The 23,487-nt window shown below is 40.5% G+C and carries 17 protein-coding genes; 12 read left to right on the top strand and 5 right to left on the bottom strand.

Annotation, left to right across the window (positions count from 1 at the left end; all coding sequences use genetic code 11):
- Positions 1-21 precede the first annotated feature (21 nt).
- The 8 genes from AC04Q1_RS17570 (at position 22) to AC04Q1_RS17535 (ending at position 11,546) form a co-directional block, all read left to right on the top strand.
- Complete coding sequence (locus AC04Q1_RS17570) at positions 22-1,368, top strand: OmpA family protein (protein WP_478365877.1); 1,347 nt, start codon at positions 22-24, stop codon at positions 1,366-1,368.
- Positions 1,369-1,462: 94 nt separating this feature from the next.
- The gene (locus AC04Q1_RS17565; protein ID WP_478365876.1) at positions 1,463-1,603 is read left to right on the top strand and encodes a DUF6728 family protein; all 141 of its coding nucleotides are present in this window, start codon (positions 1,463-1,465) and stop codon (positions 1,601-1,603) included.
- Positions 1,604-1,615: 12 nt separating this feature from the next.
- Positions 1,616-1,996, top strand: a complete 381-nt coding sequence (locus tag AC04Q1_RS17560; protein ID WP_478365875.1) for a RidA family protein — start codon at positions 1,616-1,618, stop codon at positions 1,994-1,996.
- A 94-nt stretch (positions 1,997-2,090) separates the two neighbouring features.
- Complete coding sequence (locus AC04Q1_RS17555) at positions 2,091-2,288, top strand: hypothetical protein (protein WP_478365874.1); 198 nt, start codon at positions 2,091-2,093, stop codon at positions 2,286-2,288.
- 46 nt (positions 2,289-2,334) lie between these two features.
- Positions 2,335-4,440 (top strand): ATP-dependent DNA helicase RecG, encoded by a 2,106-nt coding sequence (gene recG, locus AC04Q1_RS17550; RefSeq protein ID WP_478365873.1) that lies wholly within the window; start codon positions 2,335-2,337, stop codon positions 4,438-4,440.
- Positions 4,441-4,900: 460 nt separating this feature from the next.
- The gene (locus AC04Q1_RS17545) at positions 4,901-8,173 is read left to right on the top strand and encodes a SusC/RagA family TonB-linked outer membrane protein (protein ID WP_478365872.1); all 3,273 of its coding nucleotides are present in this window, start codon (positions 4,901-4,903) and stop codon (positions 8,171-8,173) included.
- Between the two features lie 35 nt (positions 8,174-8,208).
- A complete protein-coding gene (locus tag AC04Q1_RS17540; protein WP_478365871.1) occupies positions 8,209-10,083 on the top strand; it encodes a RagB/SusD family nutrient uptake outer membrane protein in 1,875 nt (624 codons plus the stop codon).
- A 176-nt stretch (positions 10,084-10,259) separates the two neighbouring features.
- Positions 10,260-11,546, top strand: coding sequence for an MFS transporter (locus AC04Q1_RS17535; protein ID WP_478365870.1), 1,287 nt, complete (start codon positions 10,260-10,262; stop codon positions 11,544-11,546).
- Positions 11,547-12,051: 505 nt separating this feature from the next.
- On the opposite strand, the gene AC04Q1_RS17530 is transcribed toward AC04Q1_RS17535, so the two are convergent.
- From AC04Q1_RS17530 to AC04Q1_RS17520, 3 genes are all read right to left on the bottom strand, one after another.
- Positions 12,052-12,267 (bottom strand): PLDc N-terminal domain-containing protein, encoded by a 216-nt coding sequence (locus AC04Q1_RS17530; RefSeq protein WP_478365869.1) that lies wholly within the window; start codon positions 12,265-12,267, stop codon positions 12,052-12,054.
- Positions 12,268-12,284: 17 nt separating this feature from the next.
- Positions 12,285-14,036 (bottom strand): ABC transporter ATP-binding protein, encoded by a 1,752-nt coding sequence (locus AC04Q1_RS17525; protein WP_478365868.1) that lies wholly within the window; start codon positions 14,034-14,036, stop codon positions 12,285-12,287.
- 102 nt (positions 14,037-14,138) lie between these two features.
- A complete protein-coding gene (locus tag AC04Q1_RS17520; protein ID WP_478365867.1) occupies positions 14,139-17,321 on the bottom strand; it encodes a TonB-dependent receptor in 3,183 nt (1,060 codons plus the stop codon).
- Positions 17,322-17,867: 546 nt separating this feature from the next.
- Between AC04Q1_RS17520 and AC04Q1_RS17515 the strand changes: the two genes are divergently transcribed.
- The 4 genes from AC04Q1_RS17515 to AC04Q1_RS17500 all read left to right on the top strand — a co-directional run bounded on the left by AC04Q1_RS17515 (position 17,868) and on the right by AC04Q1_RS17500 (position 20,765).
- Positions 17,868-18,146: a hypothetical protein gene (locus AC04Q1_RS17515; RefSeq protein ID WP_478365866.1), complete on the top strand. Its 279-nt coding sequence runs from the start codon at positions 17,868-17,870 to the stop codon at positions 18,144-18,146.
- 42 nt (positions 18,147-18,188) lie between these two features.
- Positions 18,189-18,863, top strand: a complete 675-nt coding sequence (locus AC04Q1_RS17510; RefSeq protein WP_478365865.1) for a hypothetical protein — start codon at positions 18,189-18,191, stop codon at positions 18,861-18,863.
- 510 nt (positions 18,864-19,373) lie between these two features.
- Positions 19,374-20,174, top strand: coding sequence for a hypothetical protein (locus AC04Q1_RS17505; protein WP_478365864.1), 801 nt, complete (start codon positions 19,374-19,376; stop codon positions 20,172-20,174).
- 90 nt (positions 20,175-20,264) lie between these two features.
- Positions 20,265-20,765, top strand: coding sequence for a hypothetical protein (locus tag AC04Q1_RS17500; RefSeq protein WP_478365863.1), 501 nt, complete (start codon positions 20,265-20,267; stop codon positions 20,763-20,765).
- Positions 20,766-20,888: 123 nt separating this feature from the next.
- Here AC04Q1_RS17500 and endOF3 read toward each other — a convergent pair whose 3' ends face one another.
- Together endOF3 and AC04Q1_RS17490 are read right to left on the bottom strand one after the other, a co-directional pair.
- Positions 20,889-21,902 (bottom strand): endo-beta-N-acetylglucosaminidase F3, encoded by a 1,014-nt coding sequence (gene endOF3 / locus AC04Q1_RS17495; RefSeq protein ID WP_478365862.1) that lies wholly within the window; start codon positions 21,900-21,902, stop codon positions 20,889-20,891.
- Between the two features lie 273 nt (positions 21,903-22,175).
- Positions 22,176-23,486 carry an amidohydrolase family protein gene (locus AC04Q1_RS17490; RefSeq protein ID WP_478365861.1) on the bottom strand — a complete coding sequence of 437 codons (1,311 nt, stop codon included), beginning with the start codon at positions 23,484-23,486 and terminating at the stop codon, positions 22,176-22,178.
- Position 23,487: the final 1 nt, after the last annotated feature.

Genomic DNA, 23,487 nt, shown 5'->3' with positions numbered 1-23,487 from the left:
CCTTAAAAAAGAAAAAAGATTATGAATTATTCTACTTTAAAGAAAAGTGTTGCGCTTTCTTTAGTGGCATTAACAGGAGTAGCTTCTCTTGCTGTCGCTCAGGATGCTCCTGCAACAACTTCTGCTGTCAAGGTATTTGGTGGTAGAGGACAGTACAGAACTTGGTCTATTGGTGTACATGGTGGCGTTTTAATGCCAGTTGTTGCTATTGGCGGTTCTAATGATTTTAACAAATGGGATGCTAATTTAGGTTATGGTTTAAACATCCGTAAACAATTAGGTCACTCTTTCGGTCTAGAATTAAACGGAACACGTGGTAAACTTTCGGGTACTAACGAAGGCATTACTAATCCGGCTGTTAAGGATTTCGAAACTGAATTACAATATGCTGTAGATTTACGTGGTGTTGTAAATGTAGGTTCTATCGATTTCTTACGTCGTGAGAACTCAGTAGGTTTCTTCTTAACTGCTGGTGCTGGTTATATGGCTTATGCACCAAAAGTTACTTTAGCTAATGGTTCAGTAATTGATTGGAAAGGTAATGCTACAGGTCCTGCTGATGACAAACATGATGCTAAAGATTACGTAAAAGGTTTCTACATTCCAGTTGGTGCTGGTGTTAAATTCAAAGTTTCTGAGCGTGTTAACTTTAACTTAGGTTACACAATGAACTTTGTTGATGCTGATAACTTAGATGGAGTTTATGCAAAAGGTACAACTAAAGATAAATTCTCTTACGGATATGCTGGTTTAGAGTTCTCTTTAGGTTCTTCTGCTAAACCAAGTTTAGAATGGACAAACCCATTAGCTACTATGTATGATGAGTTAAAAGATCCAACTTTACGTCAAGAAGTTGAAGCATTGAAAAACCGTGTTTCTGCTGTTGAGAAATCTGTTGAAGATTTGAAAAAAGATACTGACGGTGACGGTGTTTCTGATCAATTCGATAAATGCCCAGGAACTCCTGCTGGTACTGCTGTTGATGGTTCAGGTTGTCCTCTTCCAAAACCAACTGTAGATTCAACTGCAACTAGCAATGTAACTGGTTTCGAAAAAATCGGTTTCGATTTCAACTCTTCAGTTTTAAAAACTGAGTCTTACCCTACTTTAGATAAATTATCTTCAGTATTACGTGAAAACGGTGGTAAAGTAACTGTAAACGGTTACGCTTCAAGCGAAGGTACTGCTGCATATAATGTGAAGTTATCTAAAGACAGAGCTAACTCTGTTAAAACTTACTTAGTAAACTCTGGCGTTAACGCTAGTCAAGTTGCTACTAAAGGTAATGGCGAAGCTAATCCAATTGCTTCAAACGATACTGAAGAAGGTCGTATCCAAAACCGTCGTGTTGAAACTGCTAGAAACTAGTATTTCAATATAAGATTTAAAAAAGTCCCGATGAAGATCGGGACTTTTTTTATGCCCATAAATTTTCTGTATTAAGCTTTTTAACTAAGTTTGTATGATGTACTTCTTTAGAAAAAAAGATCCCAATAGGCCGAATAATATCAATATTAAAATCATGCATTTTATAAATGCATTGGCTATCTTAATTTTTCTGGCAGGCATCATCTACAAGCTAATCCAATGGCTTGCCAAATAACTCCAAATTTTTATGAAACAGATTATTAAAACAACGAATGCTCCAGCACCAATTGGACCATATAGCCAGGCGGTACAAGCAGGTAACTTTTTATTCGTATCGGGCCAGGTAGCTATTAACCCTGAAAACGGAGAATTAAACATAGGCAATATCGAGGACGAAACACATCAGGTAATGCGTAACCTTAAAGCGGTTTTACTTGAGGCAGGTTTAAGTTTCGATCATGTGGTTAAATCAACCATTTTTTTAAGCGATATGGGCGCCTTTGCCCAGGTTAATGAAGTTTACGGACAATATTTCACAACCGACTTTCCGGCCCGCGAAACGGTACAGGTTTCGGTATTGCCTAAAAATGTTAACGTGGAAATTTCTGTAATTGCCATTGTAGGATAATTTTGGCAAGCAGTAAAAGCAAATATTTTGTAGCAGGCATTATTCCTTACATCATCTGGGGAACAGTGTCCGTTCCATATTATGATGCCTGCCGATGTATTTAGTTAATTCGGTTCCTTTTCTCAGTACCATTCTTTTAGGCATGCCTTCGTTCGCCTTGGGGATTTTAATCTATCTCAATCCAATTGTTGCTTTTACCGTTGCATTTTTCTACTTTAAGGAGAAACAGATCTGCACCAACTATTTGCCTATTTGCCTATTTGCTTTTGCTGCTTTCGATCGTTATTTTTAATGCACAATTGCTGAAGAGTGTTGTTTACAAGAAACAGTAAAATATTTTGTTTAATTCGGTATTAGATACACCTGTTGAGTTTTTAAAAGGCGTTGGCCCAAGTCGTGCTGATGTTTTGAAAAAAGACCTTGGCCTCTTCACCTATCAGGATCTGCTTTCCCATTATCCATTCAGGTATATAGACCGTACCAAATATTTTAAGATCAATCAGATTAATCCTGATTTCCAATATATTCAGATTATCGGCCGTGTAATCAGCAAAAAAGTAATTGGTGATAAAAGAGCAAAGCGTATTGTAGCGGTTTTTAAGGATGAAACCGGAATAATGGAACTGGTTTGGTTCCAAAGCCTGAAATGGGTTGATGAGAATATTACCGTAGGCACGGCCTATGTGGCTTTCGGAAAGCCTTCTATCTTTAACGGATCATTTAGTATCTCGCATCCGGAGATGGAACTTTATCAGCGTAAACAGGTAGGTAGAGGAAACCTCACCTTACAGCCAGTTTACAATTCTACAGAAAAGCTTAAAAAATTTAATCTCGATTCTAAAGGTTTGCAACGCTTAATTGCTGGCTTGTTGGATCAGGTTATTCCCCAGGTTCCAGAAACCTTACCGCAATATATCATTGATAAATATCAGTTGCCAGATAAAAGGATGGCATTGTTGAACATCCATTTTCCCAAAAATCAAAAGGATTTAAGTGCTGCGGAGCGGCGTTTGAAATTTGAAGAATTATTCTTTATCCAGTTACAGCTTTTACACAATAAACACTTACGGCAATTAAAATTTAAAGGCGCAACATTCGAAAAGGTTGGCGAGAAAGTGAACCGTTTTTATAAGGAATTTTTACCTTTCGAACTAACCAATGCCCAAAAGCGGGTGGTTAAAGAAATCAGGATCGATACACAGCGTGGGGTTCAAATGAACAGGCTTGTACAGGGCGACGTAGGGAGCGGTAAAACTGCCGTAGCCTTAATGAGTATGCTTTTGGCAAATGATAACGGCTATCAGGCTTGTATGATGGCTCCGACCGAAATTTTGGCCCGTCAACATTATGCATCGATCACCGAATTGGTAACCGACGATTTGGTTAAAGTAGCTATCCTTACCGGAAACACTAAAAAGAAAGACCGGGCCATTTTGCACGCACAGTTAGAAAGTGGCGAAATTGATATTCTGATCGGAACGCACGCATTAATCGAAGATAAAGTTCAGTTCAAAAATCTGGGATTGGTGGTTATTGATGAACAACATCGCTTCGGCGTAGAGCAGCGTGCCAAGCTTTGGCGGAAAAATATCATTCCTCCACACATTTTGGTGATGACAGCTACACCTATACCGCGAACTTTGGCCATGACTTTATATGGTGATCTGGATGTTTCTATCATTGATGAATTACCAGCAGGCCGGAAACCCATTGAAACCAAGCACCTTTTCGAAGGTCAGCGACTCAGGATGTTCGGCTTTATGAAGCAGGAAATTGCAAAGGGCAGGCAGGTTTATATTGTTTATCCTTTGATCAAGGAAAGCGAAAAATTAGATCTCCTCCATCTTGAGGCTGGTATTGAACAATTGAGTTATCAGTTTCCCAGGCCTGATTACCAAATAAGCATTGTGCATGGGCAAATGCCAAATACCGATAAACAGTTTGAAATGCAGCAGTTTATTGAAGGCAAGAGCCACATTATGGTCGCTACAACTGTAATCGAAGTCGGCGTAAATGTGCCTAATGCGTCTGTAATGGTTATTGAGAACGCCGAAAGGTTTGGTCTTTCGCAACTCCATCAATTGCGTGGGAGGGTAGGCCGTGGTGCAGAGCAGTCTTTTTGTATCCTGATGAGTGGTAATAAGCTCAGTAAGGAAGGTAAAATCCGTTTAGAAACCATGGTGAGGACCAATAATGGTTTCGAAATCTCTGAGATCGATCTGCAGCTCCGTGGCCCGGGCGATATTACCGGAACACAGCAAAGCGGGGTGTTAGATTTAAAACTTGCCGATCTGGCAAAAGACCAAATCATTTTGTCGGAAGCAAGGAATACCGTAATCGCACTTTTCGAAGATGATCCGCAATTGCTAAAACCTGAAAATGCAATTTTAAAAGCTTACCTCCAAAAGCTGGAAAGAGGTATCTCTTTTGACAAAATAAGCTAGTCATACAATCGGCTAAAATACTTTCAACTTCTTTTTACCTCTTTTCGCAATAATATTTAACAATGTATTATTTGTCCTACATTGAGTAGTTTTGTAATTGTTTTTTTACGACTCAGCCCCTTATAATTATTATTTTACCCCCTTTTTTAAATTCCTAATATTCCTATCTTGCGTATAACCAAATGTAAACTGTTTAGCTGGCAAGTCTAAGTCGTTGTATGCCGCGCACAGTAATTTTTAGCCCATAAGTGCTTATTTATCAGATAAGGGGGTGGAATAATGGTTAAAAACAATTTCTTGATCAAATAGAAATCGATTGATAATTCCTGCATAGAGGAATGGTGTAGCTAATTATCTCAGTTGATCAAATTTTAATGATGTATCTCATAGTGTATTCATGAATACACATGAGTATTAAATTGTATTACAATCAATATCTAACCAAAATAAATTAAAAACTATGAAAAAAAATCTATTGAGGACTTTTGCCAGAAGTAGCATGTTTCTTCTTTGCGGTGGTAGTTTCATTTTATCCCCGTTTACCAGCAGATCAGCTGAAGCAGTATTACACGAAAAGGCTCCCGTTGATTTTTACAAGCCCCCACTTCAGGATATCATCGTGAAAGGACAGGTTACGGATGCTAAAGGGCCAATTCCCGGCGTAAGCGTTAAATTAAAAGGAGGTGCGGCAACTACTGTAACAGATGGTTCTGGTAAATTTAGCATCAAGGTACCCGAAGATGCTACTTTGGTATTTACCTATGTGGGCTATGTAGACCAGGAAATCCAGGTAAAGAACCAAACGAATATTAATGTCCGTTTATTAGAAAACAATCAAAATTTATCGGATGTAGTCGTAGTGGGTTATGGAACCCAAAAAAAAGCAGTTGTATCCGGCGCTGTAGCTTCGGTTAAAGGGACAGAACTGGCCAAATCATCTTCTGTAAACTTAACTAATTCTTTGGCTGGCCGTTTACCAGGTGTTACCGCACTACAGGGAAGTGGAGAGCCGGGTTATGACGGTTCAACAATCCGGATCCGTGGTATTAACTCCCTTGGAAATAACAACGCCTTAATCGTTATCGATGGGATTCCTAACCGTGCAGGGGGGATCGAAAGACTTAATCCGAATGATATCGAAAGTGTATCGGTTCTAAAAGACGCATCTGCAGCGATTTATGGTTCACAGGCGGCAAATGGGGTAATCCTCATTACCACCAAACTCGGTAAACTGGGCAAGCCGCAATTCTCTTATGATTTTAGCTACGGCCTGCAACAGCCTACCCGGATACCTAAAATGGCCAATTCGGTACAATATGCAGAGATTTTGAATGAGCTGAATATTTTTGGTTCCGATCTCAATCCGAGTGAATGGTCGACTGCATGGAACAGTTTTAAAAATACAGGTTCTTATGTGTCTACCGGAGGAAAAACGATTAATGCCGCCTTTAAGCCAGATGAAATCCGAAAATTTGGTGATGGCTCAGATCCGTTACGGTACCCCAATACCGATTGGTTTAAAACCACTTTCCAAAATTGGTCTCCACAGCAAAGACACAATGTACAGGTTAACGGGGGGAGCGAAAATGTGAAATATCTGATGTCGCTTGGTTATCTCGATCAGGATGCCTACTATAAAAATTCTGCCACAGGTTACCAACAATATGATATGCGTTTTAACCTGGAAGCAAAATTAAGCAAATACATCACCACAACATTAGGGGTAACCGCGAGAGAAGAAGCCCGTAATTTCCCTACCGTTGGCGCAGGTGATATATTCAGGTTTTTAATGCGGGGCAGACCTAATGAAATTGCGATATGGCCCAATGGCTTGCCAGGCAGGGATATTGAGTATGGTTACAATCCAGTAGTTTCGACGACTGATTTAACGGGTTACAATAAAGATATTAGAGATTACTTTCAAACCACTGGTAAGGTTGAAATTAAAGTGCCCGGTGTTGAGGGATTAAAAGTAACCGGTACGGCTGCCATAGATAAATATTCTGGCAGACAAAAGAACTGGCAACTGCCATGGACGCTTTACGATTGGGACAAAAAAACTTTTGAAGCCGATGGTGTAACACCGGTGCTTGCAGGTACGGTACGTTCTCAATATACCGACCCAAGACTCAGGGAAACTGCAGGCGGACAATTGGCTATAAACTTAACGGGAATGATCAATTATGATAAAAAAATTAAAGATCATACCATTGGTTTAATGGCTGGTGTAACCCGCGAAAAAATCACTAATGATGGTTTTACTGCCTTTAGAAGGTATTTCCTTTCATCGGCTATTGAGCAGTTGCTGGCAGGTGATGAGAAAGAGCAATCATTAGGAAATAACCCTGGCGATCCCAACAATCTATTCAACCGTGCCAGGTTAAGTTATTTCGGAAGGGCAGGTTATAATTACAAAGAAAAATACCTGGCCGAATTTCTCTGGCGCGTAGATGGGTCTTATATCTTTCCAACGGACAGGCGTTTCGGTTTCTTCCCGGGTGTATCGGTGGGGTGGCGTTTATCTGAAGAACCCTTTTTTAAAGACAATGTTAAATTCATTAACAATTTAAAGTTAAGGGCTTCCTGGGGGCAAATGGGCGCTGAAGCCTATTTCGGAGATACTTTGCAAGAATATCAATATCTGAGTTTGATGAACTTTGGTAGTTATGTATTTAATGATTTAATCACTAAATCCTTAACTGAAGGTAAGGTTCCCAATCTTGATTTTGGGTGGGAAGTAGCGAATAATACGAATATTGGATTAGATGCATCATTCTTAAATAACAGGTTATCGCTCGAGTTTGATTACTTCTACAATAAGCGCACAAATATCCTGATCAGCAGGGGTAGCTCCGTTCCGGAAAGCTCGGGCATAACCGACCAGTTGCCACCTGTAAACCTGGGTAAAGTAAACAACAAAGGTTTCGAATTTAAATTAAGTTATAACGACCAGGTGGGCGATCTAAATTTCGGAGTAAGCGTAAACGGTGGTTATGCTAAAAATAAAATCATTTTTTGGGATGAAACCCCGGGTGCACCTGAATGGCAGCGCTCTACAGGCAGGGTAACCAGTTCATGGTTGGTATACGATTATGATGGTGTTTTTAAAGATCAGGCAGAAATTAGCGCAAATAAACTTAATTATAGTGCCCTTACCAATAACCTACGCCCTGGCGACATGAAGTTTAAAGATATTAATGGCGATGGTAAAATTAATGCGGACGACAAAATACGTTTAGATAAAAATGGTACCCCAACTTTCACTGGAGGGGTAAACTTTAATGTTCAATACAAAGGATTCGATTTATCGGTGCTTATTCAAGGGGCAACAGGCGGGATGCAGATTGTGGGTTTAACGGAATCTGGCGATATCGGTAACTTCCTGGAGTGGTCGTACCTTAACCGTTGGAGCATTGATAATCCAAGTTCGGTAAATCCCCGCCTATCAAACAGGGGCGCCACTTATTATACCGATAGTAACAATGCATTGAACAATACCTACTGGTTACGCAGCAACAATTATATCAGACTTAAAAATGTTGAATTAGGTTATACATTGCCGAATAAATTGGTCGAAAAAGTTGGCCTAAATTCGGTAAGGGTGTACACAAATGGATTAAATCTGGCTACACTGGATAAGATTAAGATCTGGGATCCTGAATCTACCAATACAAGTGGCCAGTACTATCCTCAGGCCAGGGTAATCAACATGGGCATTAAGGCCGCTTTTTAATAAATGTATAGCCAATATTAATTACGACAAAGAATATGAAAGCAATAAACAAAAATATTAATCTATATCTATTGATTTTTATTACTTTTCTTGCAGCCTCTTGTAAGAAAGATTTTATGGATGTAAATCCGCCCGATAAAATATCTTCCGAACTGGTTTGGAAAGACCCTGCACTTGCACAAGCCTTTGTTAACGATATTTACAATGGTCTTGGGAATGGAGGTTTTTTTGAGCAGATGTTAGCTTCTGTTTCTGATGAGGCTTTGTTTACACATCCCACACGTGGAATTGATTTAGTCAACAATGGCACCATTAACCCATCAACACTTGGTTGGGTAGATGATACCTGGGCGTATAAACAGATGTATAACCGCATAAGGGCTTGTAATACTACAGTAGAAAGAATTGTTGGTGGCAATAATGAGCTTGCCAGCCAGGCACTAAAGGATCAGTTATTGGGTGAAGCCTATTTCCTGCGTGCTTACTTTTATCAGCAATTGTTGCGTTATTACGGTGCGGTGCCTATCATTACCAAAACGTATGCATTAACTGATGACTTCAAAATTAAACGCAATACGTACGAAGAATGCGTAAATTTTATTGTTAAAGACTGCGACGAAGCCAATAAATTATTAACAGGTAAAACCTTGGATAAAGGACGGAGTACTGCACTCGCGGCTTTAGCACTTAAATCAAGAGTATTAATTTATGCAGCGAGCGATTTACATGATAGATCAAAAATAACTGCAAAGATTACCGGAATTGCCCCGCAAAAATTAGATTTTTTAAGTTATGCAAGTGGCAATCAGGCAGATCGGTATAGATCGGCGCAAACAGCAGCAAAAGCAGTTATGGATTTGGGTACTGGTTATAAACTTGGACTTACCGCACCAGCTACTTCAGAGGATGGTAGACTAAACTATAAAAGTATAGCCATGGGCGGAGCCAGTAAAGCGCCTGGAGTAGACGCTACCGCAGCATCTGAATTGATTTTTGCCCGCTACTTTATCATCCAGAGTAATATCAAACATGCACAGCAAAATGGTCCGAACGGCTACCACAACTGGGCGGGTAATACACCTATAGGTTTATTGGTTGACGATTATGAGATGAAAGACGGTACCAAATTTAGCTGGACAAATCCCGCACAAAAAGCTAACCCTTATCAGGACCGCGACCCTCGTTTTTATGCCACAGTTCTTTACGATGGTGCCGGCTGGAAACCCCGCGATAAGGCATCTGGTAATGTTGATCCAGCCAGCCAGATCCAAACCGGAGTATATGATTTAATCGATAATGGCGCTCGAATCGACTTTAAGGGTTTAGATACCCGTGCAAGTTCGATCGAAAACTGGAACGGTAGCTGGACAGGCTATTATTACCACAAATTTATCGATCCGGATCCAACGATTATAGATGCTTCTATGTCGCAGAATGTGCCCTGGCCTTTCTTTAGATATACCGAAGCGGTATTTAATTATATCGAAGCCAGTATTGAGCTGGGTGAGCTATCTAATGCCATTAACTGGTTAAATAAAATTCGTTTTAGGGCTGGTATGCCTGCAGTTACCGCAACAGATCAGGCCGGGCTTAGGGAGGTTTACCGACATGAGCGCCGCATTGAAATGGCCTATGAAGAGCAGCGTTATCATGATGCCCGTAGGTGGTTAATCGCTGGTGAAACCTTGGGTAGAAAAACGACCTACATTAAGGTAACCGGTAAATTTAAACCGGGTAAAACCATGTCGGCTCCTTACCATTACGACAATACCGTTTACGATTATACCTATACTCCGGTGGAAGAGAACGCGCAAGAAAACAGAAGTTGGGACAATAAACTTTACTTCAGGCCATTTAGCCGTGATGAAGTAAATAAAAATAATTTACTCGAACAAAATCCTGGTTACTAAATTAACCATACCAGATACCCGATGGATCATATGATCCATCGGGTTTTTTATGTCCTTATATTTCAGCAGTGCGATCGGATATTTTTACTTTTTAATAGAAAAAGAAATCACCTTAACTGTTTATCCGTTCCCGTTTTTAAATTTCATAACGTAGTTTTGCAGATAAATTTTTTCCTGTGGCAGATTCAGACCCCAATTCGGTTATTGTAAAACCAGATGCATTCGCCGCTTTGCGGTATAAAGAATTCAGATCATTCCTGGGCATGCGGTTCTTTTTTACGCTTGCTTACCAGATGCAGGCTGTTGTTATCGGCTATCATATTTACGATTTAACACATGATCCATTAAAATTAGGCCTGGTAGGTTTATGTGAAGCCATTCCTGCCATTGGGATTGCATTATATGGCGGCTACATTGCAGATAAGAGTGAAAAGCGGGGTTTATTGATTAAAATCTTTTCGGGTGTGTGGCTGGCTTCGGTTCTGATGCTCATCATTACCAGTAAATACCTTCATCTTAAAGAAGATCTTATCGTACTCATCATGTACGGATTGGTATTTTGCATTGGTATCGCCCGCGGCTTCTTTGGGCCGGCCACCTTCTCGTTAATGGCTAAGATTGTACCGAAAGAACTCTATCCAAATTCGAGCACCTGGAATAGCAGCAGCTGGCAACTGGCAACCATTATCGGCCCGGTTGCAGGCGGTTTTGTAAACTGGTGGTGGGGCATTACTGCCGCATATACATGTATTGTAGTATTGGTTTCCATTTCCTTAATCTGTATTTTCACCTTTAAGAAACACCCTTCTACCTATGTGCCGAAAGAGAATATATTTCACAGTTTAAAAGAAGGAATCCAGTTTGTTTTCAAAACCAAGATGATGGTTTGGGCCATGAGCCTCGATCTTTTCTCGGTATTCTTTGGTGGCGCCGTAGCCTTATTGCCTATGTTCGCCAAAGATGTATTTCATTTGGGTTCTAACGGTTTAGGAATGATGAGGGGAGCGGCATCACTGGGGGCTGTGTTAACCATGTTGGCGATGACCTACTTTTCGCCAATGGGAAAACCCTGGCGCAACCTTTTAATTGCCGTAACTGGCTTTGGTTTGAGCATCATCTGTTATGGCTTATCTAAAAACTTCTATTTAACATTGTTCTTCTTGTTTTTAGAGGGGGCTTTCGATAGTGTAAGTGTAATTATCCGTCAAACGATTATGCAATTGCTTACGCCTGATGATATGCGCGGACGGGTTTCGGCAGTAAACAGCATGTTCATCGGATCGTCTAATGAAATCGGCGAATTCGAGTCGGGGCTTTCAGCGAAACTATTAACGTTGGTACCTGCGGTGGTTTTTGGAGGGACTATGACGATCGCCATTGCCGGGATTACCTGGTTAAAGACAAGATCTTTAACAAAGTTGAGTTTGCAGGATATTAACGAGCAGACGACTAAAGCTGTTTAATCGTTTCGTCTTGCTGAATTTATTTCAGCATCTATCAGGCTATAAAAAAGGTTCTTAGATAGGGCAATTTGACATTCGTAAACCAGGTTTATGACAAACAATTTGGGCATGCCCCAAGCTGCGCAAGGGTCGGGCTATCCGTTGCAATCTTTTTTGAAGAAAAATCAAAAAAGGATTTACACTGCTATCCCTCATGCAAAAATCCCTCGTAGCCCGCTCTCAGGTTTAATTGTAAGAAGTTATTAAGTTTTAAGCGCTTGTCCTCGCCACCTAAACCCGATGGCACGGATGCCGATAGCATATCATTGTTTTTGTGAAAAAAAACTATTGGCAGGAGGAACAGCGGGACCGAACCGGGCCTAAGAAACACAGGCACTGCTTTCCAAAAAAATCTACCATGCGATCAGAGTTATCAACTTTAATAGCGGAGCTGTTAAAAAGTTGACAATGCTGAAATTCCTGGTGGTGAAAAACAAATGGTCCGTGTGGACACGGACCATAGTGATTAAAATTTCTTATTCTTCCCCCAGATGAGGTAGATAATCGAACCCAAAAAGGGAGCCAGGAGGATAATGATAAACCAGAGTACTTTTACCGGGAAAACCATGCTGCTGTTTCTGGATATATGGTACAATGCCGCCAATATTAAGGCCAGCCAAAGTATGGCGGCGATAATGATGATCATTGCAATCTGATTGCTCTCAACTTGTGCTAGTAACATAACGATAATTTTTGTTCCTAAGCTTCAACAACTCTTTCGCCAATTTGTTGGCGCCACATGGCCTGATATAAACCATTTTGTGCAATTAGCTCTTCATGGCGGCCCTGCTCAATAATATGTCCTTTCTCTAAAACATAGATTTTATCGGCATGTTTGATGGTTGATAGACGGTGAGCGATCAAAATCGTAATGTGATCGGTTAAATCGGAAACCGAACGGATGGTTTTGGTAATTTCTTCTTCGGTGATCGAATCTAAAGAAGAGGTTGCCTCATCAAATACCAGGATATCGGGTTGGCGTAATAAAGCCCTCGCAATGGATAAACGTTGCTTTTCGCCTCCCGAAACCTTAACGCCACCCTCACCGATTAACGAATCTAAACCTTTATCGGCACGGGCCAGCAAAGTCTGACAGGCCGCCTGGTTTAATACCTTAAAGCATTCTTCATCCGTAGCATTGGGATTAACGAACAATAAATTTTCTCTGATTGTGCCCGAGAACAACTGCGTATCCTGTGTTACAAATCCGATTTTCTCGCGTAAGGCATCCAGATCGATATCGTTACTTGGCACACCATTGTACAAAATCTCACCCTCTTTTGGCTGGTACAAACCAACCAGCAATTTAACCAATGTAGTTTTACCTGAACCAGATGGACCAACAAAAGCAATGGTTTGTCCATTATGGGTCTGGAATGAAATATTCTCCAGGGCATTTCTGTTGGCAGTTTGGTGTTTAAAGCCGACAGTATTAAAAGTAAGGTCTTTTATTTTTGCTATCGAGATCGGGTTTTCAGGTTTCTTATCGATCGGCGTGCTTAAAATCTTTTTAAAATTGCCCAACGAAACCTCCGCCTCACGCCAGGCTAAAATCACATTGCCCAACTCCTGTAGCGGTCCGAAAAGGAAGAATGAATAAAAAAGAAACGAGAAATACTGTCCGGCGGTAATGGTATTGTCGAAAATAAGCAATAGTAGGACCAGCACCATGGTACTGCGTACCAGGTTTACCGTAGTACCCTGTACAAAACTCATGCTGCGCACATACTTTACTTTTTTAAGTTCTAATCCCAGAATTTTGTAAGTGGTTTTGTTTAATCTTTCTATTTCCTGATCGGCCAAACCTAAACTTTTAACCAGTTCGATGTTTCTTAACGATTCGGTGGTAGAGCCTGCCAAAGCAGTGGTTTCGCCAACAATAGAACGTTGGATGGTTTTGATCTTACGGCTTAAAAACCAGCTCACGAAACTGATGATCGGAATGGCCGAGAAATAAACAAGCGTAACCTTATAGCTTACCGAAACCGAATATACGATAACGAAGATCATTCCGATTAAGCTTACAAAAAGGATACTGATAAATGCGGTAATGAATTTCTCGGAATCTAAGCGTACTTTTTGTAAAATACCCAGGGTTTCGCCACTGCGCTGGTCTTCGAAAACCTGATAAGGCAATTTTAGTGAATGTTGTAAACCATCGGCATACATTTTTGCGCCAACCTTTTGAACAATCACACTGGTGAAGTAATCCTGAAAGTTTTTTGCAATACGCGAAACCATGGCCGCGCCAATTGCCAAACCGATTAACCCTAAAGAACCCCAAAGGTATTGGCTATAGGTAAGCGAATCTTTTTTGTTGATAAAACGGTCTAAAATTCTACCGGTGATGTATGGATCTAAAAGTGAAAAGCCAATATTTATACCTGCTAGCAATAGCGCCAAAGCCACAATCCACTTGTGGTGTTTCAGGTAGTTAAGTAATAATCCCATTAAGTTTTGTTGTTTGTTAATGCAAACATAAAAAAAGGGAACGGATAAAAATCCATTCCCCTTTTTTATGACTTTAAGCTAAGATACTTAGCTAACATTTGTTTAAAAACCGTAACGTAAACCGATTTGTGCCTGCCACGGATTACCCGTTGGGATTACAATTCCTGTATTGTTTAATCGGTAGTTGTAGTTAGCGCTTGCAGCATCGTAACCCGTAACCGCATATAGTGCTTGCGTACCTAAAGTTTCTGATGTTCCCCAGGTTTTCTTAAATAAGTTGGCCACGTTAAACAGATCGCCTGAAATTTCAATGCTTTGTTTTTTGCCATGACCAAATTTAAACTGATAGGCTAATCTTAAATCAATCGTACCGTAAAAACCGTTGATACCGCCATTACGTTCAGCAAAAGTACCTTCGTATTTTTTAATGTAATCTTTTAAACTCTGGCTGGCATCACCATTTGCCAATAATGCCTGTAATGAATTTCTAAGTGCTGCTGGTACATTGGTATTTGATGTGTTAAAGATGTATGCCAAATCATTTGTGGCAACAAAATCGCCATTGGTATTGCCGCCAGATAATAAACTATACCGGGTACCACCAATGCCTGAATAACGGATACCTGCTTTAATGCCATGGAATGATGGTAATGTTCCATAAATAATTAGCTTATTCCGGAACTGACCATTTGAATATGTCATTTTACTTAAATTCCTTGGATCATCAACTACTGGCAAAGATAGGGTTGCAGAGTTGGCTACGTTACCGTTGAATGAGGTATTGTCTTTGGCGTCGTTCCAGGTGTAACTTGCCGTAATTTCGCCATCTTTAAAGTATTTCCAGGTCGCATCTACAACAACAGCAAATTGATTTACTTTACCTTTGCTATTCATTTCCAATACACGGCCAAATTGATTGGTTAAACGGCCCAGTTTCCAGTCTGTATTTCCGTTACCTGTATTTATTGAGTTTGCCGGTACATATACACCCCTGTTTCCTTCATTCGATAAGGTGAAGAAAGGATTGGCCACCATATTTCTATCCACATACATATAGTTATTACGGGCTAAAGTTGCATAACCGGTAATGCCGATGCGTATTTTATCGTTGATTAATTTGTTATATGATAAGTTCGCTTTGTAAACCACTGGTACTTTGGCATCATCAGCATAAGTATTGATGGTAGGGATTTGTAATGCTGGCAGCGTTGGTGCTGTAGCGGTTCCATTTCTGTAACCGATAAAGTCTGGAGTTGGTACACCTGTACCAGTAACATCAACTGTAGCTAAGTGTTTACCATCAAATGTTAGGTTGTTAATGGTTACATAATTGTTTACGTCCGATCCGAAAATCCCGGCGCCTAAGCGAAAATAATCGGTATGGTTTTCATTAACATCCCAATCCAGCTGGATACGGGGCTGAATTAAAAATTGCTTTAATTCGTGATCTGTTCTTACACCAATGGCATCAAACAATTGTTGATTAAGTGGAGATGTTGGGTATTTGCTATAATCTAAACGTAAGCCACCTGTAAAATCTAAACCTTTACCGAGTTTGGTTTGCATTTGGCCATAAATAGCAGAGTTCCATAATTTACCCACAACACTTGGGTCGGCAACTAAAGGCACTTCCCTGTAATAGCTTATCGGTATCAAGTTTTCAAAATTTTGCAAGGCCGTTTGCTGGTTCCCCGCTGCTGCGGTGCCAGATCTGTTGAACGTAAAACGTCCGTTCACCTCACTGCCGTATAATGATAAGGCATGGGTATACATAATATCTACCCCAAATGTGTATTTAATTTTATCGGTATTATAGTATAGGTTATCTACCAATTGGAAAACGTTATTGGTAAATCCTTCCTGCCCAAAACGGTGCCCACCAATCTGAACTGCAGTGGTTAATATACTTCCGGTTGGCAAAGTAGATTCTAAGTTAGAAACAACAGCCCTGGGGATAGCAAAACCCAGCTCATCGTTTTGTGTACTGGCCTGATAGGTGTATAAATGTTGCACTTTTAACTCATTGGTCACCTTACTGCTTATGGTAGAACGTAAGGTAGCCAACAAACTGTTGTCGACATTTTTATCCGTGCCGTAACTTTCATAAAAGTTGATCGCGGTATTATCTGCTAATCCGAGCGGGTTCCTGTCGTTGGTATAGTTATCACGTACCGTTAACAAGTTCTTCTCATCAATCTGCCAGTCTAGACGTAAAAAGCCGGCATCTGTTCCTCTTTTCTTATCAAAAGAACCAAATTGCGGTGTATTGGCCACACCATATTTGCTTCTGGCAACCGCTAAAAAGCTGTTTAATGTAGCATTGGTTACATTAAAACGGGCTTCATCTGCTGAAGAGTTGATATCGGCAATAATTAACGGGCGCGAATCTCTCTGGTGATCCCAGGCGGCAAAATAATGTAATTTATCCTTAATAATCGGGCCACCTAAACTAAATCCATACTGGTAGGTAGAGAAATCGTTTACTCTTTTGTTCCCTCTAATATCGTATGTGCTTGCTAAAAAATCAGCTCTGTTATAAGCAAAAGCACTACCTGTAACCTCGTTGGTACCCGATTTAGTTACGGCACTGATTGTACCACCACCCGAACGGCCTAAACTTACATCGTATTGGTTGGTAACCACTTTAAACTCACGAACACTTTCGATGGAGATAGAATATGGCGCACCGCTCCGGCTGGTTGTACTGCCAGAAGATGTTGGGTTTTTTGCAGTCATACCATCAATAGTGAAGTTGGTAGAAGAGCCCAGCTGGCCAGATATACCACCAGGGCCAGACAAAGGTGATAAATCTGTTAAGCTGGAGAAATTACGGCCGTTTACCGGCAATAAGTTCATTGTTTTTGACGAAATCTCGGTAGATGCACCAAACTGTTGCACTTTATTTCTTAACGAAGATCCGTTAACCTCTACACCATCAAGGTTTTGGGCAGTTTCCTGCATGTTAATGGCTACCCTTACCGCATCGCCCTGGTTTAACATAAAACCTGTTCTGTTTTGCTCCGCGTAACCGATGTAAATGGCCTTAACTGTATAAGGTCCACCCAAAGGAAGTTCTTTAAAAGTATACTCTCCCTGTGCATTGGTCGACGTTCTGGTGGTAAAACCTGTAGAATTGTTCCTGATCTGGATAGAAACACCAGGAATGGGCTTCTTTTGTTCATCCGTTACAATGCCGGAGATTGATGCCTGGGTTGTTTGTGCAAGTACCCGTTTTGGGACAATACAAAACAGCAGCAACACTGCAATAAGTAAATTTTTCATCATTCTTTGTGTTTTTAGGGGTGATGAAGCTTGCCTGAGCATTTTTGTTTTTTGCCGCTCAAACAGCTTTCCTCATCGTGATTAGTTTTTTGGTTTTTTATGATCACAAAGATGTTACTATGCTGTTAACTGAATTCTGATTTAATATTAATAATAAGTTTACTCCCAAGCGGTTTTTCGTGCTGATGTTAAAATAAATACAGCAGATAAATTAATATTTGGCCTGTCGTGTTAAAATAATGTTAGCAGTCTCTTCTCTAGCCAAATAGTACCAACTAAATTTTTATAAATTATTTCCACTTCTGTCAATAATTATTAATTTAGTTATACCATTACCAGCAAACGGATCTGCTTTGTAGGTAATATTTCCCTAATAAGGTGTTTGAACACCGAATCTCATCCCCAAAATGGCGAAAGCCGAAATATCCCACATTAAACGTGCTTAGGCGTAAAGGCTGATGGTGCACTATTTTAATGATTTTTTATGCTGAAAGCTGACCAAGATCAGTTGAGGCAAAACAATCTATATGGCAGGGTGCTCACTTGACAGTGAACATCTCGCAATCGATACTGGCGGCTTCGCAAAGAATACTGGAAGGTTTGCATTTGATGGTGAACATCGCGCAATCGATACAGGTGGCTTTGCAAAGAATACTGGAAGGTTTGCATTTGATAGTGAACATCGCGCGATCGATACTGGCGGCTTTGCAAAGGATAGTGGAAGGTACGCATCTGATAGTTAACATCGCGCAATTGACACTGGCGGATTTGCAAAGGATAGTGGAATTAAATCGCTGGAATAGGCTTGCGCAACAACGCATTGAATAAGGGAAAATCACTTAATAATAATCTATTTAAACACGAAAAGCAATGACACAAAAAGAAGAGAATTATCTAACCATGGCGAATGTAACATTAAAAGTTTTGAATACGCATAAGGCGATTTGGGCTGATCAGCCTGCATTCAGCAAAATTGTTGCCGAAATTGAGGAAGATGTAAAGAGTATCAGTTCTGCTATGAACAGTACCATCGTTAAAAGCACCGGGGCTACAGCAACAAAATACCAGGCTGCGGATGCTGCTATTAGCCGTGCGGTTAAATATTCCGGTTTGGCACAGATTCATGCATTGGAGGTTGGCGATACCATATTATTTGATGCACTTAAAACACCTGCCTGGAGGTTAGAAAGGTTATCCGATCAACAATTGATCCCGGCATTGGAAAATATTTATGCCCGTATCGAAGCTTTAGCAGAAGAACTAAAACCCTATGGCGTTTCGAAAGATGATCTTGAAATATTCCGGAAACATATTGAGAATTTTAAACAGCATAAAGATAACCCGAGGATAGTAATAGCCGAACGTAAAGGATTTAACAATGCCATTCCAACCTTGTTGGTAGAACTTAAAACCTCATTTTTTAAGTTAGACCGCCTGATCAGAATCTGGGAAAGCACCCATGAAAAATTTGTGGCCGATTATGAGAATGGAAGAATTGTGATTCCACTTGGCGCGAGGCACAAGAAGGATATAACAGCGCCTTAGCACACCAGAGACGCCTGTGCCAGACGGTGTAAATCAGAAAGCTTATTCGGTGGGTGGAAAACCCACCATTAAAAATATTTACTTAACGTTTAACATCAATTATGACAGCATCAAAAACCATAAGTTCGGGAACCGCATTGAATAATGCAAAGCCGATATTTCAACAATCAATTTTTCAATCCAAATTTTTTACTTTAGGGATGCCATTCCGAATAGGTAAGCATTATAATTTTTTAAAAATATGTTAACAGATCGTAAATATAAATCGGATAAAATATTAAGGCCCGTGGTTATTGTGCTAACCATAGCCATGTTTGTTGTTAACTTTTTTAGTGTGAGAAAAGGTATTTTAACAGGGCTTTTACTAATCTGGATAGCACTTACGTTAGGGATAATGGTTTATCGCTTTAATAAAGAAGGGAACAAAAGACAAACTATATATAGCTTATTAGCAATCCTGTTTTTCATCATTCTTATTTTTTCAGTAATCGTTTTTAAAAAGATCAAGCTATGAAGATGTGGCATATCAAATCGCACAATATCCTCTTATCTGGTGATGGTGAAAATATGAATTCTCTTCAGTTTAATGGCGTTTGGATAAAATTTCAGGAGCAGGGCAGCCGATTATTGATTCAGTTACATCAATGCAGTTTTATTGATACGGTTACCGCCAGGGGAGTGCAGGGTAAAATACAGGCTGGAGAAACTATTCGTACCGACCGTAGTATCAGCAAGGTATTTAATCAGTTAAAAACAATTAGTTTGGGAACCAGGCATGAATCATTGATGAGTTTAAGCCGCGTGAGGCATCTTTTTCCGCAAGGGGTAAGTAACTTTTATAATTTAATCTATAATATCAAATCTTATAACAAGGCGCATTTCGAAGATGGCGGTAATTACTACAATGATAAAAAAGGATATGGCAAAACCTTTTTAGACGGAGCGTTTACTTTAGGCTCTACGGGTCCGCTTTTAGGAAGTACTTTGTCAACTGCAGGTTCTCCGTTTAAAATTTTCAGCTTGTTGGGTACTAGTTCTGATTTTGCTGGTTTGTACTATGATATATCTTTTAGTAAGCTGTACGAAAACCTGGTAAAGCTATCAACAAGTAAACCTGTAATTATTGTTGATTTTGATATTGAGAACGATAGCTTACGCGACTCAGCGGGTCATGTGATCCGTGCCTTTAGTAAAAGGATAATTGAAAAAAGGGATGAAAAAATTACAGAAGAGAATATTCTGCAAAGCATGTGGAATAGTGTTACTGATTATTTAGATGGCTATATCAAAAGAGCCGGTAGCATACGTTAAAAATTTGGCTAGCCTAGCGCACGCTTCCCGCGTGTGCTAGTGGATAAAATTAGCCTGTAGTGAACCACTAAGAAATTAATAGCCCTATTTATGACTGATGACATAACAATAATATTAGAAGAAAATATTCCTTTAGCAGATGCGGATCTAAAATACATCGAAGTCCAGGAAAAAGGCTTTAAAGCTGCTTTGCCTGCGATTTTAGGGGGATGCACGCTTTTACTGATGTTGATTACAACTTTTCTAATATGGGATCACTTTGTGAATTTCGTCTACTATGAATACATTTTATTTGTAGGTGCAGGCTTTGCAATGTATGGTTTTTGCTATTCCTTCGCCTGGCTGATTATGCGGTACGATAGTGCCAATTGGAAAAAGGACAAGGCCCAGGGTAAGAATAAATTAACAAGTGTGGTGATCAACCGCGATAAAACCGAACATGCAGAATATTTAACCTTCGCAGGCCCATCCGAAAATGATAAGATCAGGATCAGGGTAAAGCCTGAAGATTATTCGCGTTACCCGGTAGGCACAAAACTGACCGTTATCTATTTAAAGTTTAGTAAAGAGGCGCTTGAATTTTTTGAATGATAAAATTTCAGCAGCTAGTGTAACAAGCTGGGTTAACGGTTGAATAAATTTTAACAAAGACTGGCGCACGCATCTCGCATGTGTTTAATAAGGCTACACGTGCACCAGCATTGGTCTTGAATTTTAACGGTTAGCCACTAGTGCATCTAACACCGCTTTAGCATAGCCTGTATTTGCGTTATAAGTATATACCATCATACCACCTTTTTTCCCCTGGGTAGGTGTCCATTTGGCAAGCTTAACATCTTCTGCCTGAGAACGTCCACCTTCGGCATAGGCGCCAAATATCATTTTTGAGGCAGGTATTTTGTTTACACCCGTGGCATAATTCATCATCAACTGGCAATTCGCCACTGTCCGATCATAAGATTGGATCTGAAAATAATTAAATGAATTGACGAATCTTGCAGCAATTTTATCCCACGAATACACGTCGATCCCACTTGCGGTTTGTAATTGTTTATTATTAGGAGCGGTAAGACCAAAGTATTTGGTTAATGCCTCAATACAGGACAGGAAATTCGGATTTGCATCCATAGAACTACTATACCAGCTATAATACCCCGTTTTTTCATAGCCTGGAAATGGAGGAATAGGATTTGGTGCCTTTCCGGCATGCTCAATATCCAGACTAATCCCATCGAGGTTATGTTTATCCAGCAATAGTTTTTTTAAAGCCTCAGCCCAAAGTGCCGGCGAGCCATAACCATCTGGTTTGGCATTTTGCCATGATGCATCATCATCTACATTCTGTAACACCTTAATGCCTCTTTTCTGCAGGGCCTTAATATCATTAAAATAAGCACCATAGGATTTATAGCTGCTCATCATGCCCGTACCTGCGGGATATTTTAATGTATCCAGATACTGCCAATATTTTACACCAAACAGAATGACCATATCTACTCCATTAGGGATATCTTTGAGCTTAAAGCTCAGATTACGACCGTCGGTAATGTAATAGGCGATAAATATTTGTCCGGTTGCCTCAGTGGTTGCTGTGCTTTTCCCCGGTGCCGGATTTTGTGTATTAATGCCCGCGAAGTTTTGATCGGATACCGCTGCTTTTTTACAGGCGGAATAAAAAAATAAGCAGCACATACTGCAGATAAGCAGTAAAGATTTTAGTTTTTTCATGTTGTTGGTAGGTTAGATTGTTTATCATGCATTTCAAAATTTGCCGTAAAACGACGGTTCTTTTTGCATTACAAATTTTACCTAAACGATTGGAATTATACAATCACTAATCGATCAATGACATAAATGGTACGGTGGATCTGTCTTTTCATTCTATAAAGCGCTGGCATACGCAGGATGTGCGCGCCACTATGAAAAATATTCAAACAAAAAACGGCCGATAAATCAATATCGGCCGTTTTGGTTGTTTTATAAAGATCAGTTTAAAATAATCTATTTCTTCTCAGCGGTATACTTATCGCTGAATTTCTTATCCAATTGTTTGTGCAGGTTATCTAAATTAATATCCCTGCCCTGAATAAAGGCTTGCTCTACCTTATTGGTACGCATATCCAAAGCATCACCAGCAGAAATAAAGAAAGTGGCATCTTTACCCGTTTCGATACTGCCCGTGGTTTTATCAACGCCCATGGCTTTGGCGGCGTTTAAGGTAATGGTTGATAATGCTTTTTCCTTATCCAGGCCCCAGGCGGTAACCGTGCCCGCCATAAAAGGAAGGTTGCGCTGTTGCCAGTACCCATCGATACTCAACACAACGTCTAAGCCGGCGTTGGCCAATACCGCGGCATTTTTGTAAGGCATGTTAACATCATCATCATTGTTGTTGGGTAAAGCATGTGGCTGTTTTACCACCAGGGTGATGTTGTTCTCTTTTAAGAAATCAATAATCAGATAAGCTTCATCCGCTCCCGTAATCACTGGCGTGATCCCGAATTTCCTGGCAAAATTAACCCCTGCAACAATATCCTTCTGACTTTCGGCTGCAATAAACAACTTTTCGTTGCCAGCGAATACCTTTTTCATCGCTTCGAAACGGGTATTGATTACTTCCGGCTTGCCCATTTCCGAATAGGCTTTGGCTTCGGCAAAGAAGGAAGTTAACTGTGCGATTGCCGCCTGTGTTCTTTCGGCCAGGCTTTCAGGCGATTGTTGTGGACGGCCAAAACCACCAAAACCGCCTCTGAACCGTGGGGTAACCGGCCAGGTCATGTGCATGGCATCGTCGGTTTTTAGCGCTGCATCCTCCCAGTTCCAGGCATCCAATTGTACAACCGACGAACTGCCCGAAACGGTACCGCCCTGTGGGGTAGGCTGTGCCATTAATACGCCGTTGCTGCGCAGAGTAGCCGGCACTTTCGAATCGGTATTGTAAGCCACGATAGAACGGATGTGCGAATTAAAATCGCCGATTTCCTGGAAATCCAGGGTCGCTTTAACCGCTTCAATTTCTGTTAAACCCAGATTTGTCGTAGCGGCGATAAAGCCCGGGTAAATGTGTTTCCCGGTTGCTACAATGCGTGTTACATCATCCTGCGGGACCTGTCCGTTGGCGGTAACCGAAATAATTTTTCCGTTGCCAAACAGGATAGTGCCATTTTCGATCACCGTGCCGTTGCCCACATGTATGGTTGCGCCCGTAATGGCGATGGTTTTGCTCTGTTTTTTAGCTGGCGAAATGTTTGCCTGTGCAAAACACATCAGGCTTGATGCCGAAAAAGCCAGGCTGAATAAATATGTTTTCATG

It is taken from the genome of Pedobacter humicola (assembly GCF_056490705.1).
This window is presented reverse-complemented; position numbering and strand designations above follow the sequence as displayed.